Annotated in this window: 18 protein-coding genes and 1 pseudogene; 14 read left to right on the top strand and 5 right to left on the bottom strand. The window is 77.2% G+C overall.

Annotated features, from left to right (window positions below):
* Positions 1-83: 83 nt before the first annotated feature.
* On the bottom strand, positions 84-494 hold the full coding sequence (locus tag ACWDRR_RS41420) for a VOC family protein (RefSeq protein WP_449777488.1): 411 nt from the start codon (positions 492-494) through the stop codon (positions 84-86).
* 233 nt (positions 495-727) lie between these two features.
* On the opposite strand from ACWDRR_RS41420, the gene ACWDRR_RS41415 reads away from it, so the two are divergent.
* The 5 genes from ACWDRR_RS41415 to ACWDRR_RS41395 all read left to right on the top strand — a co-directional run bounded on the left by ACWDRR_RS41415 (position 728) and on the right by ACWDRR_RS41395 (position 5521).
* Positions 728-1666 carry a hypothetical protein gene (locus ACWDRR_RS41415; RefSeq protein WP_449777487.1) on the top strand — a complete coding sequence of 313 codons (939 nt, stop codon included), beginning with the start codon at positions 728-730 and terminating at the stop codon, positions 1664-1666.
* Positions 1667-1796: 130 nt separating this feature from the next.
* Positions 1797-2228 (top strand): hypothetical protein, encoded by a 432-nt coding sequence (locus ACWDRR_RS41410; RefSeq protein ID WP_449777486.1) that lies wholly within the window; start codon positions 1797-1799, stop codon positions 2226-2228.
* Positions 2229-2487: 259 nt separating this feature from the next.
* Entirely contained in the window at positions 2488-3297 is an 810-nt protein-coding gene (locus ACWDRR_RS41405; protein ID WP_449777485.1) for an SDR family NAD(P)-dependent oxidoreductase, read from the top strand.
* A gap of 207 nt (positions 3298-3504) precedes the next feature.
* On the top strand, positions 3505-4722 hold the full coding sequence (locus ACWDRR_RS41400; RefSeq protein ID WP_449777484.1) for an ATP-binding protein: 1218 nt from the start codon (positions 3505-3507) through the stop codon (positions 4720-4722).
* Complete coding sequence (locus tag ACWDRR_RS41395; protein ID WP_449777483.1) at positions 4715-5521, top strand: hypothetical protein; 807 nt, start codon at positions 4715-4717, stop codon at positions 5519-5521. Before ACWDRR_RS41400 ends, ACWDRR_RS41395 begins: the two co-directional genes overlap by 8 nt.
* 247 nt (positions 5522-5768) lie before the next feature.
* On the opposite strand, the gene ACWDRR_RS41390 is transcribed toward ACWDRR_RS41395, so the two are convergent.
* Entirely contained in the window at positions 5769-6971 is a 1203-nt protein-coding gene (locus ACWDRR_RS41390) for an IS110 family transposase (protein ID WP_449777482.1), read from the bottom strand.
* Positions 6972-7182: 211 nt separating this feature from the next.
* On the opposite strand from ACWDRR_RS41390, the gene ACWDRR_RS41385 reads away from it, so the two are divergent.
* The 8 genes from ACWDRR_RS41385 (at position 7183) to ACWDRR_RS41350 (ending at position 16997) form a co-directional block, all read left to right on the top strand.
* On the top strand, positions 7183-10176 hold the full coding sequence (locus ACWDRR_RS41385; protein WP_449777481.1) for an AAA family ATPase: 2994 nt from the start codon (positions 7183-7185) through the stop codon (positions 10174-10176).
* 181 nt (positions 10177-10357) lie between these two features.
* Positions 10358-10564 (top strand): hypothetical protein, encoded by a 207-nt coding sequence (locus ACWDRR_RS41380; protein WP_449777480.1) that lies wholly within the window; start codon positions 10358-10360, stop codon positions 10562-10564.
* A 137-nt stretch (positions 10565-10701) separates the two neighbouring features.
* A complete protein-coding gene (locus tag ACWDRR_RS41375; RefSeq protein ID WP_449777479.1) occupies positions 10702-11022 on the top strand; it encodes a hypothetical protein in 321 nt (106 codons plus the stop codon).
* Between the two features lie 94 nt (positions 11023-11116).
* A complete protein-coding gene (locus ACWDRR_RS41370) occupies positions 11117-11458 on the top strand; it encodes a hypothetical protein (RefSeq protein ID WP_449777478.1) in 342 nt (113 codons plus the stop codon).
* A complete protein-coding gene (locus ACWDRR_RS41365) occupies positions 11455-12732 on the top strand; it encodes a hypothetical protein (protein WP_449777477.1) in 1278 nt (425 codons plus the stop codon). The genes ACWDRR_RS41370 and ACWDRR_RS41365 overlap by 4 nt, the downstream gene beginning before the upstream one ends.
* A gap of 69 nt (positions 12733-12801) precedes the next feature.
* Positions 12802-15507 carry a lanthionine synthetase LanC family protein gene (locus ACWDRR_RS41360; RefSeq protein ID WP_449777476.1) on the top strand — a complete coding sequence of 902 codons (2706 nt, stop codon included), beginning with the start codon at positions 12802-12804 and terminating at the stop codon, positions 15505-15507.
* A gap of 125 nt (positions 15508-15632) precedes the next feature.
* On the top strand, positions 15633-15929 hold the full coding sequence (locus tag ACWDRR_RS41355) for a WhiB family transcriptional regulator (protein ID WP_449777475.1): 297 nt from the start codon (positions 15633-15635) through the stop codon (positions 15927-15929).
* Positions 15930-16238: 309 nt separating this feature from the next.
* Positions 16239-16997 carry a DeoR/GlpR family DNA-binding transcription regulator gene (locus tag ACWDRR_RS41350; protein WP_449777474.1) on the top strand — a complete coding sequence of 253 codons (759 nt, stop codon included), beginning with the start codon at positions 16239-16241 and terminating at the stop codon, positions 16995-16997.
* Between the two features lie 197 nt (positions 16998-17194).
* Here the strand turns inward: ACWDRR_RS41350 and ACWDRR_RS41345 are convergent, their stop codons facing one another.
* The 3 genes from ACWDRR_RS41345 to ACWDRR_RS41335 all read right to left on the bottom strand — a co-directional run bounded on the left by ACWDRR_RS41345 (position 17195) and on the right by ACWDRR_RS41335 (position 19989).
* Complete coding sequence (locus ACWDRR_RS41345) at positions 17195-18655, bottom strand: FAD-binding oxidoreductase (RefSeq protein WP_449777473.1); 1461 nt, start codon at positions 18653-18655, stop codon at positions 17195-17197.
* Positions 18656-18733: 78 nt separating this feature from the next.
* A complete protein-coding gene (locus ACWDRR_RS41340; protein WP_449777472.1) occupies positions 18734-19285 on the bottom strand; it encodes an N-acetyltransferase family protein in 552 nt (183 codons plus the stop codon).
* A 107-nt stretch (positions 19286-19392) separates the two neighbouring features.
* Entirely contained in the window at positions 19393-19989 is a 597-nt protein-coding gene (locus ACWDRR_RS41335) for a hypothetical protein (RefSeq protein WP_449777471.1), read from the bottom strand.
* Here ACWDRR_RS41335 and ACWDRR_RS41330 point away from each other — a divergent pair.
* A pseudogene (locus ACWDRR_RS41330) lies at positions 19976-20069 on the top strand (DNA-binding response regulator); the annotation flags it as partial. The gene ACWDRR_RS41335 and the pseudogene ACWDRR_RS41330 overlap by 14 nt on opposite strands.

The following is a 20069-nucleotide window of genomic DNA, read 5'->3' as shown; positions in this document are numbered from 1 at the left end:
GTACGGCCGGGAGGCGACCGGGGCCGCGCACGGGCCGTCCGTGCGGGTCGCGGTGTCGGCCCGGTCCGGGGTCGCCGGACGGCTCAGCGGACCTCGTTGATCCGGATCATGTTGCCCGCGGGGTCGCGGAAGGCGCAGTCGCGGGTGCCGTACGGCTGCTCGGTCGGCTCCTGGACGACCTCGGCGCCGGCGGCCTTCAGCCGGGCGAAGGTGGCGTCGAGGTCGTCGGTGGCCAGGACGAGGCGGGCGTAGGTGCCCTTGGCCATCATCTCGACGACGGTGCGGCGCTCCTCGTCGGTGGTGGCGGGGTCGCCGGCCGGCGGCTCCAGGACGACGGACGTGCCGGGCTGGTCGGCGGGGCCGACGGTGATCCAGCGCAGGCCGCCGTAGCCGACGTCGTTGCGGACCTCGAAGCCGAGGATGTCGCGGTAGAAGGCCAGCGAGGCGTCCGGGTCGGTGTGCGGGAGGAAGGTCCAGTGAATGGTGAGGTTCATGGGAAAAGGCTAGGCACGACTGTGCGCGCGGGGCTTCTCGAATCCTGATCGGTTCGGGCGCCCGTCCCGGGAGGCGGGGCGGCCCGGGTGACGCGCGGGCCACGGCGCCCGGGCCGGCGGAGCCACGGCCGAGGGACTGACGCGGAGGGCACTCGCGCCGTTATGGTGAGTGACGGAACGGTCGGCGGAACGGGTGGGGCGGCGCCGTGGCGGTCACCGAGATCAGCATCCGAATGGACAACGTGCAGCTCTACGCGCAGCGGCGCTGCGGGGAGCGGTTCGAGCCGGTCCCGTCGCTGCGGATACCGGAGGTGGCCCAGGTCTACCGGTTCACGCCGGGCTGGGGCGAACCGGTTCCCTGCTCCGAGGAGGAGCGGGCGCGCTGGGAGGCGGCCGCGAGCACCTACCTCGCCGCGCTGTCGCGGGCCGTGGAGGAGCTGTACCGGGGACACGGCGGCCGCGAGGCACACCTGCGGGTCGACCTCGAGCGCGGCACCGGCGCCTGGCGCACGCTCACCCCCGTGCGGCGGTGGCCCGGTTGGAGGCGGCGGGCGGTCGAGCGGTCGGAGTCCGCCCAGCGGGCCTTCGTCGCGGAGGCGGAGCGCGCGGGCGAGGCGTACCGGCCGACGCGTGAGGAGATCGACCGGAGGCTGGCCGAGCAGCGGGCGGCCCGCGAGGCGGCGCTGCTGGCGCGGCGGCGGGAGGCGGAGAGCCGCCGCGCGGTGCTGGACGCGGTGGCCGCCCGGCGGGTGTGGCGGTACGGCGCGGAGGCCGGGGGCTCCCCGGTGCGGATCGACCGCGCCGATCGGCGCCCGGCGTCCGGGGATCCCACCGGCGGCGCCCCGGAGGGCCAGGAGCTCTTGACCGCGGTCGAGTTGGAGGACGCCCTGCGTGCTCTGCCCGGTGCGCAGGACGGAACCACCGAGCTGTGGTGGGACGAACCCTCCTGCGCCGCCGTCGAGGAGGAGTGCCGTGCGCAGGGCGTTCCGGTCGGCTTCGCCCAGTGGTGGGGCGAGGTGGCCCGCTACGTGTGGACGGCCGGCCCGCACGGTCCGAAGCCGGTCCCGCCGAGCCCGCCCCGGCGGGACTTCGGGTACCCCGGCGCCGGCTCGGGGTACCTCGGCAGCGGCGGGTACAGCGGCGGGCACAGCTGCGGCTTCGGCGGGTACTGACCGGGGCGGCCCGACCGGACGCGCGTCCACGGGCCGCTGACACGCCCACGGACGGCGGAGCCTCCGCCGCCGGGGCCGGCTCTTCGGATAGGGATGGCTCGTCCTCGTCACCTGCTCCGAAGGGTCCGCCTTGTCCCCACGCACCTCCGGGTCGCCGAAGTCCGCCGCGCGCCTGGTCTGTTCCGTCCTGGCGCTCGCCGCCGCCCCGCTCCTGCTCGCCCAGCCGGCCGCGGCCGACAACGGGCCGAAGACGCCCGAGGAGTCCGCCGCCTGCCGGGGTGTGCTGAACACCCTGATCGGCGGCTCGCTGTTCGGTCCTGGAGGCGTCGGCGCGGTCTGCGCCGTCCGACCGTCCGACGAGTCCGCCCCCTCACGCCCGACCACGCGTGAGTCCGTCCGCTACGACCTGCCGAGGATGCGGCAGGAGGTCACCGAACTGCGGGGCAGGGCCGACGCCCTGGACCGGCTCGGCGAGCACGAGGCGGCCCGGAAGGCCCGTGCCGAGGCCGACGCCCTCCAGCGCCGGATCGACGAGATCGTCCGGGCCGAGGAGAACAACTGACCCCGACGGGGCCGTGCGCGGCGTCGTCCCCCGGCCGGGGACGACGCCGCCGTGCCGGCGGTCGGCACGGCGGCGGCACCGCGCCCGGCGGGAAGGGTGACGATGCACCGCCGCTGCACCGCGTGCGCCTCGCGGCGGCTCCCGGGCCGCTCCGCTCCTGGCAGGCGGCCAAGGGGGCAACCGGGACGCGGGGCTGACGTGGCGTGAGCATAGGATCCGATGGTTCGCGAAGCATCGATCCCGGCGGAGGCGCCCACCCATGTCCGATCAGCGCGTTGTCCTCGTCACCGGCGGCGGTACCGGCATCGGGGCGGCCACCGCCCGGTTGCTGCGGGCCGACGGCTGCCGGGTGGTGATCTCCGGGCGGCGCCCCGAACCGCTGGAGCGGGTGGCCCGGGAGACCGGTGCGGTCGCCCGGGTGTCGGACACCACCGATCCGGACGAGGTGCACGCCCTGGTGGAGGCGGCCGTGTCCGAATTCGGGCGGCTCGACGGGGTCGTGCTCAACGCCGGTGTCGGCCGGGGCGGTTCGGTCGGCGACGTCACCCCGGACGACTGGGAGCTGGTGATGCGCACCAACCTCACCGGTCCGTTCCTCCTGCTGCGGGCCGCCCTGCCGCACCTGCTGCGGTCACGGGGCGCCGTCGTGGCGGTCTCCTCCGTCTCCGCCCTGCGCAACGGGGTCGGGAACGCGGCCTACGCCACCTCGAAGGCCGCGCTGCTACAGCTCTGCCGCTCGCTCGCCGTCGACTACGGCCACCTCGGGCTGCGGGCCAACACCGTCTGCCCCAGCTGGGTGCGCACGGAGATGGCCGACCGCCGGATGGCCCGCTTCGCGGACGAGGAGGGGCTGGCCGGCCCCGACGCGGCGTACCGGGAGGCGACCAGGCTGAGCCCGGCCGGGCGGCCCGGCGAGCCCGAGGAAGTGGCCGCGGCGATCGGCTGGTTGCTCTCGCCCGCGGCGAGCTATGTGAACGGCGCGGTCCTCACCGTGGACGGCGGGGTCACCGCCCTCGACCCGGGCACCACGGCCTTCGACTTCCGGATGGAGCCGCGGCGCGGGGTCTGACCCCCGGCGGCGCGGAGGGCGGCGGCCGGCGGCGCGGAGGGCGGCGGCCGGCCGCGCCCGCGCGCTGCCATGGCACCGCCAACATCCCGAAACGGCAACGACCGGGCGGTAACTGACGGAAAGTCAACGACCGCCCCGGTGGCGCGGTGGCATCATCCTGTCCGGAACGCGGCGCGGCGGCGCGGCGGGTGGGAAGGGACGGCAGGGGTGGCGGAGGCCGGGGCCCCAGGACGTCCGCCGGACCAGGGGGTCCGGCGCGACACCGAGCAGCGGATCGTCGGCATGATGCGGCTGATCCGGGTGGCGACGGCCGCGTTCGTCTTCCTGCCGCTGCTGGGCTGGGCCCACCTGCCGCGCCCGCAGCTCGCGCTGCTCGCCGCCCTGGCGGCCGCGGCCGAGGCGTTCTGGTTCGCCCGCCGGACCACGCGGCACGGGCCGTTGGAGAACCGGGTCGCGCTCGCCGACGCCGCCTTCTGCGTGCTGCTCATGGTGCTCGGCTCACGCGCCGTCGAGCCCGACCAGCGCAATGTCGTGATGACCGTCCTGGTGCCGTTCAGCCTCGGCTCGGCCGCCGCGCTCGGCCTGGCCGGGCTGCCGCTGCTCCGGGGAGCCGCCGCCACCGGCGCGATGATGGCCGCCTGGGTCATCTGCATCTACCCCGATCTGCGCATCAAGGTCGCCTCCGACCTGCTCGGCTTCGCCCTCTGGTACGTCCTGGCCCGGCGGGTGGCCGCCACCTGGCGCCACCTGGCCGGTGCCACCGAGGACGCCCAGCGCGCCACCCTCGAACAGCAGCGCATCAACGCCGAACAGCGGCTGCGCACCGAGCTCCACCACGAGGTCCACGGCCGGATGCTCCCGCTCGTCGACTACGTCGCCCTGCGCTCCGACCTGGACCCCCGGCTCGTCGAGTGGGCCCGCCGCACCTCCGCCCGCGCCCGGCGCAGGCTGGCCGATCCGCGCTCCGACCTGGCCGGCGGCCTGAACGGGGCCCTGATGGAGGCCGTCGAGCACTTCAGCGACCTCGGCCTCCTGATCGAGGAGACCGTCCGGGTCCGCTCCACACCCCCGCCCGAGGTCGCGGCGGCCGTCGAGGCGGCCGTCGTGGAGGCGCTCAACAACGTGCGGGCGCACGCCGGCCCGGCCGCCCGCGTGGTGGTGCTGTTCGCCCACGGCGAGGAGGGCGGCGACGCGGTCTCGGTGGTCGTCCGCGACCGCGGTGCGGGCTTCGACCCGGCCGCCGTCGCCCGTGGCGGCGGCCTCGGTGCGACCTTCCCGGCGCTGGAGGCCCTGGGCGGCGCCGTCCGGGTGGACTCGGCTCCCGGCGCCGGCACGAAGGTGACGCTGCGCTGGCCCGCCGAGCACCCCCGGGAGGACGAGGACGCCCCGCCCGGCCGGACCCCGGTCGGTGGCGACGATGGCTGAGCGGCCCGCCCTCGCCATCGTCGACGACCACTCACTGATCCGCGGCGGCTTCACCGCCCAACTGGTCGCGGCCGGCTTCGCCGAACCGCTGGCCGTCCGGCGCACCGAGGACCTACCGCCCGACAACCTGCCCGCCACCGTGCTCTGCGACCTCCTGCTGCCCTGCGGCCGCCAGGGCCGTGAGGCCGTCGAGTACCTGGTCGCGGGCGGTTGCCGGGTGCTGGCCATCTCCTCGTTGGCCGGCGCCGGAGCACAGTTGGAGGCGCTGGCGGCCGGCGCCCGCGGCTTCGTCCACAAGGGCGAGGCCGAGGACCGGTTCGTCGCGGCCGCCCTGCGGGTCGCCGCCGGCGGCTACTGGATCGGCCCCGCCCTGGCCGGGCACCTGCTGCACGACATCGACGCGCTGCCGCTGCGGCGCGGCGAGGTCGGGCCCCGGGCCCGGGCCCTGCTGCGGTGCCTGGCCCAGGGCGACACCCAGGAGGAGTTCGAGCGCTCCCGCGGCCTGGCGCCCCGGTCCTCGGACGGGCTGCTGGCTCAGGTGCTGGCCGCCGAGGGCCGGCGGCGCGGCTCCACCGTGCCGTCCGTGCGGGAGCGCGAGGTGATCGACCTGGTCGGCGGCGCCGGGCTGGCGCTCCACCAGGCGGCGCGCGAGCTGGACATGGCCGAGGGCACGCTCCGCACCCACCTGGAGCGCATCAGGCAGAAGTACCTGCGCGCGCACCCGGAGGCCAGCCAGCACCTGCGGCCCGGGGCGGTCGCGGCGCTCTGGGCCGAGGAGCTCGCGGGCCGCGCGGGCTGACCGGCCCACGAGCGGCCGGCACCGCCCGGGCGTCGGTCTCACCGGGCGGCGGTCCCCACCCCGGCGCCGGTCTCACCCGGGCGCCGGTCCCACCGGGCCTGTGCGTCACAACTGCCCCACCGGCCCCACCCGTTGCGGTGGCCTGTCCGCAGAACGGCGACTGCCGCCCGGAGCCGCGGATTCCGAGACTGGACGGGAGGCCGCCGCCGCAGCGCCGGCCCGCGAAGGGGGAATCTCAATGATCGTGTCAAGCCGGCTGCGTGACCGGTGGGACGGAGGTGAACAGCCTCTTGTCGCGCAGCATCGCCCACAGCACGTCGACCCGGCGACGGGCGAGCGCGAGCAGGGCCTGGGTATGGATCAGCCCTTCACCGCGCTTCTTCAGGTAGTAGTCCCGGGATGGACCGGGCCGCATCATCGCCGACTGTGCGGACATGTAGAACAGCCAGCGCAGACGCCGGTTGTAACGCTTGGGCCGGTGGTAGTTGCCGGTGCGGCGGCCGGAGTCCCGGGGGACCGGCGCCAGGCCGGCGTGCGAGGCCAGGCGGCCGGCGTCCCGGTAGCCGGACAGGTCGCCGACGATGGCGACGAACTCGGCGCCCAGGATCGGGCCCATGCCGGGCATCGACTCGATGACCTCGGCCCGGCCGTCGGTGCGGAAGGTCTCGCGGATTTCCCGGTCGTTGTCCTTGATCCGCTCGTCCAGGGCCAGGAGCTGGTGCGCCAGGTCGCACACCAGCTTGGCGGCCCGGGTCTCCCCTGGCAAGGCTGTGAGCTGCGACTGCGCGGCCTCCACCGCCTTCGCGGACACCGTGTCGGCACCGCGGACCCTGCGGCGCTCCAGCCAGGTCGTCAGCCGCTTGACACCGATCCGCCGCAGCGCGGCCGGGGTCTGGTACTCGGTCAGCATCACAACCGGCCCCTTGGCCGCAGACCAGTCGAAGGCCCGCTCCAGGGCCGGGCAGATGCCGACCAGCAGGTCCCGCAGCCGGTTGATCAGCCGGACCCGGTCTGCGATCAGGTCGCGCCGGTAGCCGGTCAGCAGCTGCAGCGTGGAGACCAGTTCCGGCGGCGTCTCGATCGGGGCGAAGTCACGGCGCATGCGAGCCTGGTCGGCGATGACCAGGGCGTCCTTGGCGTCAGTCTTGCCCTCGCCTCGGTAGGCGCCGGTCATGCGGTTGACGGTGCGGCCGGGCACGTATACGACCTGTTGGCCGTCGGCGATCAGCAGGGCCAGCAGCAGCGCGGAGGCCCGGCCGGAGATATCGACCGCCCACCGCACCTCGCCGGCCTTCTCCCGGGCCGTGGCGATGAGCTGGAGGATCTGCGACTCATCGTTGATCACCTTCGCGGAGAACAACGATCTGCCCTCGGCGTCGACCGCGACCGCCCAGTGGTGCCCCTTGCCGGCGTCGATGCCGACCCATATCCGCTCGTGCGACCCGCTCAAGCCTCGCGCTCCGTTCCACCGTGACCAGCACTCTCGTGGCCCGAGGAACACTCCGCCGACAGGTCCTTAACCAGCGATGCCCGCAGTTCTCAATCAGCAGTCGGAGCGTCCCGGAGGACTGGGCGGCCATTCTCCCGGAGCCATAAACGGCAAACACACCATCAGCCACACCCGGTCCTCCCGGACCGCCTCACATTCTTAAGGAACCACCATGACCGCCACCTCACCCGGCCCCGTCCTGCCCCGCCCCGATCCGCAACCGGCCCACCGGGAGCACCCGGCGCACCCGGCGACATCGCCGGTGTTCGTCGGCCGGGCCCCCGAGCTGGACCTGCTCGACCGCTCCTGGCAGCAGGCCGCCGCGGGCACCGCCCGGGTGATCGGTCTGCACGGCCCGGCCGGGATCGGAAAGAGTGCGCTGGCCCGCGAGTTCCTGCGCCGCCACGACCCCACCGCGTTCACCGCGTTCACCGCGGACGGCGACGAGGACGACTGCGCCGTGCCCTGGAGCACCCTGGCCCGGCTCGCCCGCCGGGCCCGGCGGCTGCCCGGTGCCGACCGGTCCGCCTGGACCGCCCTGGCACCGCCCCCGGGCACGCCCGCCACCGCCGACGCCTCCCCCGCCCGGGTCGGCGCCGCCCTCGCCGAGGCCCTGCGCGGCGCGGGCCCCGCCGTCCTGCTGCTCGACCACGCCCACTGGATCGACCCGGCCTCCCTGAGCGCGCTGCGGCTCGCGGTCCGCGACCTGGCGGACCGGCCGCTGCTCGTCCTGCTGCTCCACCAGGACACCGGCCCGGCCACCGACCCGGCGGACCTGCGCCCGGTCCCCGAACTGCCGCCCGGCTGGCGGCGCCTGCTCGACTCCGAGCACGGACTGCGCCACCCGCTGCGCGGGCTGGAACCGGTGGACCTGATGCGGCTGGCCGCGCTCTGCGGCCGCCCCGGCCTGAGCCCCGAGGGCGCCCGCCGGCTACACCGCCACACCGCCGGGAACCCGCTGCACGCCCGCCTGCTGCTCGACCAACTCACCCCGGAGGCACTCGACTTCGGCCACGGCCCGCTGCCGGCCCCGCGCGGGCTGGCGCTCACCGTCGCCGCCCGGGTGGCCGCCTGCCGGCCCGGGACCCGCGAACTCGTGGTCGCCGGCGCGCTGCTGGGCAACCGCTTCCGGCTCGCCGACGCCCGTGCGCTGCTCGCCGGCCCGGCGGGTGGGGCCGCCCCGACGGTGGCCGGGGCAGCGACGGTGGCCGAGGCCGTCGCCGAAGCGGTCGCGGGTGGCCTGCTCACCGCCGTCCCCGGCAGCGACGGCGGCGAACTGGCCTTCACCAGCCCGCTGGTCCGCGCCGCCGTCCACCACGACGTGGCCGGCTCACGCACCGAGCTGCACCGGCGGGCCGCGCTGCTCGGCGCCGAGCCGGTCCTGCGGCACCGCATCGGCGCGGCCTCGGGTGCCGATCCGGGCCTGGCCCCCGCCGCCCTGGCCGGCGCCGCGGACCTGACCGCCCGGGACGCGCTGCCGGACGCCGCGCGCCTGCTCCGCCGGACCCTCGACCACACCCCGCCCGGCCCCGACCGCACCGCCCTGCTGCTCACCACCGTCGAACTGCTGCTGCTGACCGGCGACGCCGCCCGGGCCAGGGCGTGGAGCGGCGAGGCCGCCCGGGGCCCCGCCGGTCCGCAGCGCGCGTACGTGACCGGGTTCGCCCTGCAGGCCGACGGCCGGCCGCAGGCGGCACTGGCCCACCTGGAAGCGGCCTGGGCCGGGCTCGACCGGGACGGCCGGAGCGCCCCGCCCGGGCTGCGGGCCCGCCTGGCGGCCCGCCTCGCCCTGGTCTGCACCGACGAACTGCTCCCCGACCGGGCCGTCGCCTACGGCGAGGCGGCGACGGCGGCGCTCACCACCGAGCCCGCCGGGCCCCCGACGTCGGCGGCCTCGACGGCACCGGGCGGCCGGAACAACCCCGACGACCCCGGCCCCGACGGCACCTGGACGGCGGGCCTGGCCCGCTACGCCCGGGCGGTGGCCCTGGCCACCGCCGGCCGCCCCCGGGAGGCGCCGGCCCCCGCCGCGCCGCCCGGCCAGGTGTCCGCGACCGCCGCCTCGGCGGCCTCCGGCGCGGTACGGCTGCTCACCGACGATCCCCAGGGGGCCCGCCGTGACCTGGCCCGGGCCCTGGCCGGCGCCGCCGCCGGCGACCCGCTGCCGGTCCCCGGCCTGCCCGGCCTGCTGGCCGAGGCCGAGTACCGCTGCGGCGGGTACGACGACGCCCTGCTGCACCTGCGCAACGCCCTCGCCGAGGCGCTCGGCGGCGGGCGCAGCGCCGAGCCGGCCGCCCTCCACGCACTCGCCGCCCGGGTGCACGCCGTCCGCGGACACTGGCCGCAGGCCGAGGACGCGCTGCTGGAGGCGGCCCGCCGGTCCCGCTCGGCGCCGCGCTCGGGTGTGCTCGCCGTCACCGCCGCCCGGGCGCTGCTGGCCCGGCTGCGCGAGGACCCGGACGAACTGCTGGCCGTGGCCGACGCCCTGCCGCCCGCCGGACACAGCGCCCCGGCCCCCGGCACCTCGGCAGCGTGGCACGCCGACCCGGGCCTGCTGCGCGCCGAGGCGTTCGCCGCGCTCGGCGACCCCGACCGGGCGGACCACGCGCTCGCCGACTTCCTGGCCCGGCACGGGCCGCCGCCCGACCGCGCCGGTGCGGCCCTCGCGGCCCGGATCCGGGCCCGGATCGCCCTCACCCGGGGCCGGCACCCGCAGGCGCTGGCCGAATGCGCGACGGCTGCTGCCCACGCCCACGCCTCCCGCCAGCCGTTGGAGTCCCTGCACGCCGAGCTGTCGGCCGCCGACTGCCTGGCGGCGGCCGGTCGCCGGGCGGGGGCGGAGGCACGGCTGCGCCGCGTCCTGGCGGAGGCCGGGCGGATCGGCGCCGGCGCGCTCGCCGCCCTGGCCGCCGCCCGCCTCGCCCGGCTCGGACTGGACCCCCGCGCCCCCTCCCCGGACCTCGCGGCGGCGGAGCACGCCGCCGGGCTGACGGCCGCCGAGCGGATGGTGCTCGGCCTGCTCCGCGAGGGCTGCACCAACCGGCAGATGGCCGAGCGGCTCACCGTCCGGCCCAAGACGATCGAGGGCCATCTCACCCATCTGTACGAGAAGTTCGGGGTCTCGGGGCGGGCCGGACTGCGGGAGCTGCTGTCCGGCGCGGGGTGATCCGGAGCCCGCCGACGCACGCCCGGCGGGGCCGCCCCCGGACTTCCCCGGGGTGGGCCGGGCGAAGTCCGGGGGCCGACCCCCGGGACACCGCCGGCGCCCGCTGCCTAGATTGAGGAGTTCTGCCCGGCGGCCCACCGGCGGTGCCCGGCCGGACACCGCGACACCCGAGGAGGGGACGATGCGCATCGTCATGGACGTCTACCGAACGGGCGGCGGACGGTTGGAGGGCATGCTGTCGGAGGACGGCCCCCTCGCCGCACCGGTCACCGCGTTCACCGGGGTCATCGAACTCGTCGGTGCACTGGAGGCCAGGCTCGACGCCGCCGCCGCGCCCCGCGCCGAGGAGCGCTCGACGGACACCCGCACCCTGCGCAGGTACGCCTGACGCGGCGCCACCGGCCGCCCGCCGGGGCTGACCTCAGGGGGTGCCGCCCGCAAGTCCGGGGCCCGACCCCCGGGACGGCGCCCCCGCACCGCCCTAGCGTCGACATCACCGGCACGGGCAGCGACTCACGGACCCCCGTGCCGCCAGGCCCGCACACCACCGATCCGGAGGACGCCATGGGCTTCCACGTCCGCGACCTGACCATCACCCTCACCCCGAGCGCGCCCGCCGACCCGGGCCCGCTCGGGGCCTCCGCCCTCGACGCCGACGCCGAGCTCGGCTACGACTACTGCTCCCGCAGCTGCGGCTGCACCAACTGCAGCGTCTCCTGCGGCCTCTTCTCGCTCGGCGTCGACGCGGCGGACGCCGTCCCCGGCGACGTCCTGAGCGCCCTGCAGGCCGAACTCGACGCCGCCCTGGCCGCCGCCGCCACCGAGGCCGCCCGCACCACCCGCTGACGGCCGGCGTCGGACGGGCGCGGGCCGCACCACGGCCCCGCCCGTCCGGTGCCCGTCGGCACCGGGCCCGCACACCACCGATCCGGAGGACGCCATGGGCTTCCACGTCCGCGACCTGACCATCACCCTCACCCCGGCCGCCCCCGCCGACCCGGGCCCGCTCGGAGCCTCCGCCCTCGACGCCGACGCCGAATCCGCCTACGACCACTGCGCCCGCACCTGCGAGTGCACCAACTGCAGCATCTCCTGTTCCGCGCTGACCCTCTGCACGATCGCGACCGTCTTCACCGACGACGGGGGCCCGGCCGTCGACGGCGTCCTGGAGGCCCTGCTGGCCGAACTCCACTCCGCCCTGGCCGCCGGTGCGGGCCGGGCGACCGCGCTCCGACCCGGGCCGGGCGGCACCACCCGCCCCACCCCGGCGGTCCGCCGATGACCGCCGGGGCGGCGCCGCCCGCCTTCTGGCGGGCCGCCCTGCCGCCCGTGCCCGGCGAGGACGCCCTCGCGGCGCGCTGCCGGGAGGGCCTGCTGCGGCTCCACCCCGGCTACACGCCGCGGACCGGTCCCGACGGCGGGGTGCTCCTGCACCCCGCGCACCCCGATGCCGGGTCCGGTCCCAAGCAGCTCTCCCCCGGCGCCTGGCGGGCCCTGCGGGTCTTCACCCGACCCGCCACCGCGCCCGAGGCGTTCGAGGCCCTCGGCCCCGGCCGCGCCGACAGCACCGCCGCCGCCCTCGTCCTGGACGGCGTGCTCCAGGTGCGCCGGCGCGGCGGCGAGCCCGGCAGCGGCCGGTTCCTCTCCGGCCCGGCCGCGTTCGCCGCCTTCGCCCACGCGCCCGGGGACGGCTGGCAGAGCTGGACTTCCGGCGACCAGCAGCTCCACCACCGCCTCGCCGTCGACACCGTGCTGCCGTGGAGCACCCTGCCGCTGAGCGCACAGCAGCTCAGCAGCCGCCTCTACCGGGCCGGCAAGGTCCCCGACACCCCGGCGCTGCGCGCCCTCGTCGGCACGGACGCCCCGGCCCTGCTGGACTTCCTCGCGCTGCGGCCCGACACTCCCGCCGGCCGGGTCCTGGCCGCCGGCTGGCGCGCCAACCCCGTTCCCCCGGGCGAGGGCTGGCTCTCCTGGTACCCGCGCAGCCGGCGGCGCGCGCCCGCCGCGCGCTGGAAGCTCTACCTCGGGCCCCGCCCGCGGGACGTCCCCGTGGTGCTGCAGGCGCTCGTCCCCGCGCTGGCCGCCGGCGCCCCCGCCGCCTTCAAGGTGGGCGGCAGCCTGCACGGGCTGCTGCGGCCGGACAAGATCGTCGCCTACTTCGACTCGCGCAGCGAGCTGCTGGGCTGCGCCCGCCGGCTGGCCCCCGCCCTGGCCGGGCTGCCCGCCCACCCGGTGCCCTTCACCGCGCCGCTCGGCACCGAGGGCCTGCTGTCCTGGGCGGCGGACCCACCGGCGGCGCGGACCGACGCCCGCAGCTGGCGCATCTGGGTCTGCAGCGACCTCGCCCTCGCCCTGGCCCTGGCCCGGACGGCCGACGCGGCGGCGCGGCGCACCGCGGACAGCCCGGAGCACCGGGCCACCCGCACCGCGTTCGCGTTCTGCTCGGCCCGCGCCCATGCGGCCGAGGTCCTGGACGACCTGTCAGACGCCGACCCCGACGCCGACCCTCACGCCGACGCCGACGCCGCACGCGACGACCCGGCCGGCCCCGGCTGACGGCCGACGCTGCACCGAACCCGCCCGCGGCCACCGCCCGATGGCCGACCGACGAAGGGCCAGACGACCGTGACCAGCCCCGCCGCGAACCCGCCCGGCCACGCCGGCACCCCCGCCCCGACCACCTCACCACCGGCCACCGCGGACACCACGGGCACCGGCCCCACCGGCCCCGGCAGCTCCACCGCCGAGGACGTCCTCACCGGCCCCCTGGTCCTCGACGACACCGCCGAGCTGGTCCCCGTCGACCGGCTCCCGCCCGCGCAGCGCGACCCCATCCGGGCCGAACCGGGCGACGTCGCCCTCGTCCACCCCCACACCCGCACCGGCACGCTCGTCGTCGGCGCCTCGGCCGCCGCGCTGCTGGAGCGCTTCCGCCGGCCCACCACCCTGGTCGCCGCCGTGCTCGCGCACAGCGCCGACCACCCGGCCGAGTACGGCGCCGCGCCCGCCGCGCTGCTCGCCGACTTCTACCCCGTCGCCCGCCGCTGCCTGAGCCGTGGCCTGCTGCGCCCGCCCGGCGCCTCGCCCGTCGGCACCGGCCCCGTCCTCGCCCCCGGCGAGCGCCTCGGCCGCTACACGGTGCGGAGCTGCCTCCAGTGGCTCGCCGACACCGAGGTGCACCGCGTCACCGGGCCCGACGGTCGGCCCGCCGCCCTCAAGCTCGCCCGCGACCCCGCCGACCCGGCGGCCGCCCTGCTGGTGCGCAACGAGACGGCGCTGCTGCGACTGCTGGCCGGCCGGGACGTGCCCGCGCTCCTCGACACCGGCACCGACCCGGCCGGACGCCCCTACCTGGTGACCGCCTGGCTCACCGGCCGGCCGGCCACCCGGCACGCCGCCCTCCTGCGCGCCGAGCGCCGCCACGGCGAACTCCTCGCACTGGTCGCCCGGATCGCCCACGTCTACGCCGCCCTCCACCGGCGCGGGGTGGTCCACGGCGACGTCCACCCCGGCAACCTGCTGCTCACCGACGACGGCCCGTACCTGCTCGACCTCGCCCTCGGCACCCGTACCCCGGCCGGCCGCGACGGCCACCCCGGACCTCCCCGGGGCGGGGTGCCCTACTTCTACGCCCCGGAATCCACCACCGCCCGCCGCCCCGACGAGCCGCCCCGCACCGCCACGGCCGCCGCCGAGCAGTACTCCCTGGCGGCCCTGCTGCACCTGCTGCTCAGCGGCCGGCACTACCTGGACTTCGCCGTCGACCGGGCGGAGATGTACCGGCAGATCCGCGAGGAGCCACCCCGGCCGCTCTCCCGCGCCGGGCTGCTCGGCGCCCCGGGCATCGCCGAACTCGACGCGGTGCTGGGCCGCGCCCTGGCCAAGGAGCCGGCGGAACGCTTCCCCGACACCACCGCGTTCGCGGCCGCACTCGACGCGGCGCGGGCTTCGGCGGACACCGGTGCGGCGGCACCGCGGCCGGCGGCCGCCGGAGCCCGCGCCGTGCCCACCCCCGGCGCGCTGCCGGCCGCCCTCGCCCCGGGCGGCGCGCTGTTCGCGGCGCCCATGGCGGCCCCGACGGCCTCCCTCACCCACGGCGCCGCCGGGATCGCCCTGGCCTTCCACCGCCAGGCCGTCCTGACCGAGTCCCCCGCCGCGCTCGCGGCGGCCGACGCCTGGCTCTGCCGCGCCGAGGCCGCCGCCGAAACCGCCACCGGGGCCGCCACCGGGGCCCCGGCACCCGGGCCGACCGAACCGGCTCCCTTCGACCTCGACCTCGGCCTCGGCCTCGACATCGACCTCGACGCTCCCGGGCCCAGGGACCCCCGGGGCCCCGGCCGCCCGCACGGCCGGGGCCCCGGGCTCAGCCCGCTGTCGCTCTTCCACGGCCGGCCCGGCCTGCACGTGGTGCGCGCCCTGGTCGGCCAGTCCATGGGCGACCTGGACGCCACGGTGGCCGCCTGGCAGCGGATCCGCCACGCCACCCGGGAGGCCGCCGTCCCCCGGCTCGACCTGGTGCTGGGCGATCTGGGACTGGTGCTCGGCGTGGCCTCGGCCCTCGAAGCCCTGACGCCGCCCTGGCTCGCCCGGCTGCGCGAGCCCGCGGCCCGGCTGGTCGCCGATCTGCACACCGCCCTGCACCCAGCCGTCCGGGCCCTGGGCCCGCTCCCGGTGGCCCCGCTCGACACGCTCGGCGCCGCCCACGGCTGGGCCGGTGTCCTGCACGCCCTGCTGCGGCTGCGCGACGCGACCGTCCTGCTCGGCCTCGCCGTGCCCCCGGAGCTCGACGACACGATCCGGACCGGGCTGGCCGACCTCGCCGGCTGCGCCGAGCCGCAGCCGGACGGCGCCCTGGTCTGGCCGGTCCGCCGCGGTGGTCGTCCGGGCCGCGCCGGCCTGGCCGGCTCCTGGTGCAACGGCACCGCCGGCCTGGTGCACCTGTACGCCCTCGCCTGGCTCGCCTACCGGGAGCCCGGGCACCTCGACCTGACGGACCGTGCCGCCCGCCATGCGGCGGCCACCACCGGCGGCGGCCCGTCCCTGTGCTGCGGCGCCGCCGGGCGGGCGTACGCGCTGCTGGCGGCCCACCGCGTGACGGGCGACCCGCGCCACCTGGCGGCCGCGCGGGCCACCGCTCCCCGGCTCGACCGGGCCCCGGCGGCCGCGGCGGCCCACTACGCCAGCTGGTACAAGGGGGCCCTGCCCGCCGCCCTGCTCGCCCTGGAACTCGACGACCCGGCCGGCTCGGCGCTGCCGCTGATCGACCCGACACCCGCCGTCCGACCGGCCGTCCGACCGGCCCTGCGGCGCCCTGGCGGGGCCACCGGGTGACGCGCGCGGCGGCCGCCGGTCGACGCCCCCGACGAACCCGGCCGGGGCAACCGGGCATGAAACGACCGATCCGGGTCAGACGAGGCACGCAGCACTCCCGCCCGTCGTCGACAAGGAGCCGTAGCGTGAGCGACACCTCCCACCTGCCCGGCGCACCGGAACACCGCTGGAACCGGCCGCAGCACGCCGCGTGCCGGAGCACCGACGGCAGCCGGTTCTTCCAGCGAGTGGACGGCCCCCGCCGGGCCGACGCGTCCGAGGAGGCCGCCAAGGCCCTCTGCGGCGCCTGCCCGGAGCGGATCGAGTGCCGCCGCCACGCGCTCGCCGCGCGGGAGCCCTTCGGGGTGTGGGGCGGGCTGGGCGAGGAGGAGCGCCGTGCCCTCTTCGTCCACGACCTGGCGGCCGTCGGCTCCGCCACCTGAGGTCGCCAGGGTCGGCCGCACCGCCGGACGGCTCCGCGGCCGCGGAGCCGGGGCCGGCCCTGAGCCCGACCGGCCCGGCTGTGCTGCCGCGGCCGGTCGGGCACCGGCAGTCCGGTTCGATCCGCGCGGCTCTCACCCGGCCACCGAACGATCGGTCGGCTACGAACCGATGCGCTTGAGCGAAGTTGCTCAATAGGTGGTCATCATCACCACTTCCGAGCCCAAGCCTCGGTGCGCCGTCGCTCTGTCCGACGGCCTGCAGCGGTGGTACCCAGGCGAATCGACATCCAGCGGGGCTAGACTCACGCCATGCTCAAAGCTGATCGCACCGCCCGGATCCTCTCGCACGTCTCCGAAGCCGGGAGCGTCGACGTCCACGCGCTCGCCGAGCTCCTCGACGTCTCGACCGCGACCGTCCGCCGCGATCTCCAGGAGCTCCACGACAAGGGCCTGCTGCACCGTACCCGCGGCGGCGCCGTGACCGGCTCGGTCAACCTCGAACTCCCCCTGCGCCACCGCAGCGAGAAGCAGCGCGAGGAGAAGCGCCGGATCGCCCACGCCGCCGCCCAGCTCGTCCCCGACGGCGCCGTCATCGGCCTCAGCGGCGGCACCACCACCAGCGAGCTCGCCCGCGTCCTCGCCGAACGCTCCGGCATCACCGTCGTCACCAACGCCGTCAACATCGCCGCCGACCTGATCGTCCGCCCCGACATCCGCCTCGTCGTCATCGGCGGCATCGCCCGGACCGCCAGCTACGAGCTCGTCGGCCCCGCCGCCGACCGCATGCTCTCCCAGTACCACCTCGACATCGCCTTCATCGGCGTCGACGGCCTCACCCCCGAGGAGGGCTGCACCACCCACGACGAGATGGAGGCCCAGACCGACCGCGCCTTCCTGCGCGCCACCGCGCGGCCCGTCGTCCTCACCGACAGCAGCAAGGCGGGCAAGATCACCTTCGCCCGCATCTGCCCCCTCACCGACATCCACGACCTCGTCACCGACACCAACCTGACCGAGGCCCACCGCAAAGCCATCACCACCGCCGGCGTCCGCGTCCACCAGGCCTGACCCGAACCGGCGACCGACCCGCCGCACCCCGCTCTGCGCCATCCGGTCCACCCCGGTGGCCGGTCGCGCTTACCCCTCCGCCCGGCACGGGACGTATCCGGCCGCGGCCCGCCCCGGGGCCGCCGTGACCGATCACGGAACGGAGCCACCATGCGCCGACGCCACGTCGTCCTACTTCTCGCCGCCGTTCCCCTCGGTCAGAGGGCCTGGGGGAAGTCGAAGACGCGGTCCGGGTCGTAGGCGGCCTTGACCCGGTCGAGCCGGGGCAGGTGCTCGCCGTAGTAGGCGGTACGGAAGTCGGCGAGGCGGGGGTCGCGGTAGTTCTGGTAGGCGTGGCCGTTGGCGTAGGGCGCCAGGGTCGCGTGGGCGTCGGCCACCCAGCGGACCGGGGGCTCGGCCGGGCCGTCGGCGGGCCAGCCGGCGTAGTACTGGGCGAGCAGCGTCGAGCTACGGTGCCGGAAGGCCGTGGCGTCGGCCGGGACGCGGTTGACCGCGCCGCCGAGGGCGGTGAAGGTGACGGCGCCGGCGGTCGGGTCGCGGCGGTCGGCGAAGCGGCGCAGCGCGGTGACGGCCGCGTCGGGGAGGTAGCCGTCGAAGAAGTGGGAGGCGGCGGAGAAGGCCTGGCTGCCCGTCCGCAGGCAGGCCTCCACGGTGCGGCAGCCGGTGTAGGCGAGCATCGAGTCCAGGTACGGCCGGGTGACGGCGGTGGCGGAGGTGGTCGGGCCGGTGCGGGCGAGCAGCGGGGCGACGAGTCGCTCCAGCTCGTCCGCGTCGCCGAGCAGCACGCCTCCCGCGTCCACCGAGGCGCCGGCGGGGCGGGCCCAGACGTGGAAGTTGGACCAGAGCCGGTCCGGGGCGGTGAAGGCCCAGGGCTGCCACTCGGCCAGCGCCCGGCCGGCGTCGGCCCAGGCCCAGGAGTACTTGAAGATGGTGCAGTCGACCGCCGGGTGGGTGCGCAGGCGCAGCGAGGTGACCACCCCGAAGTTGCCGTTCCCGGCGCCGCGCAGGGCCCAGAACAGTTCTGGTTCGCGCTCGGCGTCGCAGCGCACCACCCGCCCGTCGGCCAGCACGACCTCCGCCCCGGTGAGGCTGTCGCAGGTCAGGCCGTACGCCCGGCTGGTGACGCCGTGGCCGCCGCCGAGGGCCAGGCCGGCCAGGCCGACGGTGGGGCAGGTGGCGGCCGGGACGGTGACGCCGTGCCGGGCGAGTTCCGCGTAGACGGTCATCACGGGGGTGCCGGGGCCGAGTTCGGCCTGGTCGCCGTCGACCCGGACGGTGTTCAGCCGGGCCAGGTCGATCACCAGCGGGGTGTCGCTGGACCAGCCCGCGTAGCAGTGGCCGCCGCTGCGCACGGCGAACCGGATGCCGGAGCGGCGGGCGAACCGGACGCATTCCGCGACGTCGGCGCTGTGCGCGCACCGGGCGATCGCCTCCGGGTGCGCCTCGGGGGCGAACTGCAGGTTGCGCGGCAGCCGGGCGCCCTCGTAGTCGGCCGAGCCCGGGCGCAGCAACACGCCGTCCAGGCTCGCGGCGAGGGCCGGCCAGTCGGGCCCGGTCCGGGCGCGGGCCGGTGCGGCGGTCGGCCGGGCGGCGAGGACCGCGCCCGCGCCGAGGGCCAGTACGGTACGTCGGCCCGGACGGCCGCCCCGGTCGGTCATGGCAGAACTCTAGGGCGGCCGGCCCGCGGTGGGCGGCAGGCACGCGGGCCCGGCCGGGCCCGCCTGTGCCGGGGTGGCTCAGCCGCGCAGGACGGCCAGTTCGAGCTCGCGGGCGTTCTCGTCCGCGGGCGCGGGGAGGGTGTGGCCGGTGGGCTCGAAGCCGATCCTCCGGTACATCGCCTCCGCCCGGCCGTTGGTCTGGTGGACGAAGAGCCGGACCCGCTCGATCCGCGGCTCGGCGAGCGCCCACGACCAGGCCAGCGCGGCCGCGAAGAGTTCCTGGGCGACACCGCTGCCGCGCGCCTCGGGCCGGACGAAGACGCCGACGACGTGCGTCTGCGGCTGCTCCGGGACCTCGCCGAAGAAGGTCTCCGTGCCGGCGCGCTCGACCAGCACCGACACCGTGCCGAGCCAGCGCCCGTCGGCGGCCTCCGCGACGAACTGCCGCGAGGCGACGCCCGCGGCGGCCCCGGCCGCGCGCTCCTGCCAGAAGGCGTCCGGGTGGGCGGCGGCGCGCTCGTAGGTGTCGTGGAAGGCGACGGGCGCGGCCGGATCGAGCAGCGCGTCCAGGCGGAGCTGCTTGATCTTCGGCCAGTCGTCGGCGTCCACCGCCCTGATGATGTGCGTCATAGACATGATCATCCCATCGGCGCCGACGGACCTCGCAGCCGGGGAGGACCCGCCGCCGGCCACCCGGTGCACGGGGGCCGAGGGCTGGGGCCGACGGTCCGGAGCGGTCAGCCGCCGAGTACGGCGTCCGCGGCCCGCCCCGACTGGGCCTGCTCGATGCGCTTGGCCAGCAGGACGGCCAGGCGCTGCGCCGTCACGTTGTCCACCGTGCCGTCCTCGGTGGTCACGGTGGCGACCACGGTGCCCGCGCGCATCACGATGCCCCACCCGTCCCGGCCGCCGGGCTCGCCCTGCCAGGCGCGGCTCTCGGTGCCGATGACGGGCAGCTCCACGGTGTGGTACCGGGTGGCGTCGCCGTAGGCCCCGTAGGCCGCTTTGAGCTTCTCCTGGGCGGCCGCCTTCGTCGGCAGGGTGTCGACGAGGAAGCGCGCGACCACGTCGCCGGAGCTGAACCTCGCCTCGCCACTGAGCGGCTTGCCGTTGCAGGAGTCGGCGTTCTGGCAGGTCGCGGAGTGGTCGGTGGGGTCGACCCGCCGCTTCTCCTGCTCCCAGCCGGTCATCGCGGCCTGGTCGGGCATCAGCTGCAGGACGGCCTTGTAGTCGAGCAGCGGCGTCGCGGCGTCGCTCCAGACGGGCATCGGGACGGCCCCGGCCGTCGCGCCACCGCCGCCGGGCGCCGCGGTACCGCCGGTGCTGATGGACATCCGGATGCCCCGGATGGACGGCGTGGAGGCGACCCGCCGGATCGCCGGCCCGGGTCGGGACGGCCCGGCGAAGGTCCTGG

The sequence above is a fragment of the Kitasatospora sp. NPDC003701 genome (assembly GCF_053587085.1).
The sequence above is the reverse complement of the archived record's forward strand: the minus strand, read 5'-3'. Positions and strand labels throughout refer to the sequence as shown.

Excerpts from the sequence above, each read along its gene's own strand:
- ACWDRR_RS41350 (WP_449777474.1), top strand. The coding sequence starts at position 16,239 with ATGCTCAAAGCTGATCGCACCGCCCGGATCCTCTCGCACGTCTCCGAA.
- ACWDRR_RS41395 (WP_449777483.1), top strand. The coding sequence starts at position 4,715 with ATGGCTGAGCGGCCCGCCCTCGCCATCGTCGACGACCACTCACTGATC.
- ACWDRR_RS41340 (WP_449777472.1), bottom strand. The coding sequence starts at position 19,285 with ATGACGCACATCATCAGGGCGGTGGACGCCGACGACTGGCCGAAGATC.
- ACWDRR_RS41420 (WP_449777488.1), bottom strand. The coding sequence starts at position 494 with ATGAACCTCACCATTCACTGGACCTTCCTCCCGCACACCGACCCGGAC.
- ACWDRR_RS41370 (WP_449777478.1), top strand. The coding sequence starts at position 11,117 with ATGGGCTTCCACGTCCGCGACCTGACCATCACCCTCACCCCGGCCGCC.
- ACWDRR_RS41380 (WP_449777480.1), top strand. The coding sequence starts at position 10,358 with ATGCGCATCGTCATGGACGTCTACCGAACGGGCGGCGGACGGTTGGAG.
- ACWDRR_RS41385 (WP_449777481.1), top strand. The coding sequence starts at position 7,183 with ATGACCGCCACCTCACCCGGCCCCGTCCTGCCCCGCCCCGATCCGCAA.
- ACWDRR_RS41345 (WP_449777473.1), bottom strand. The coding sequence starts at position 18,655 with ATGACCGACCGGGGCGGCCGTCCGGGCCGACGTACCGTACTGGCCCTC.
- ACWDRR_RS41415 (WP_449777487.1), top strand. The coding sequence starts at position 728 with ATGGACAACGTGCAGCTCTACGCGCAGCGGCGCTGCGGGGAGCGGTTC.
- ACWDRR_RS41335 (WP_449777471.1), bottom strand. The coding sequence starts at position 19,989 with ATGTCCATCAGCACCGGCGGTACCGCGGCGCCCGGCGGCGGTGGCGCG.
- ACWDRR_RS41365 (WP_449777477.1), top strand. The coding sequence starts at position 11,455 with ATGACCGCCGGGGCGGCGCCGCCCGCCTTCTGGCGGGCCGCCCTGCCG.
- ACWDRR_RS41405 (WP_449777485.1), top strand. The coding sequence starts at position 2,488 with ATGTCCGATCAGCGCGTTGTCCTCGTCACCGGCGGCGGTACCGGCATC.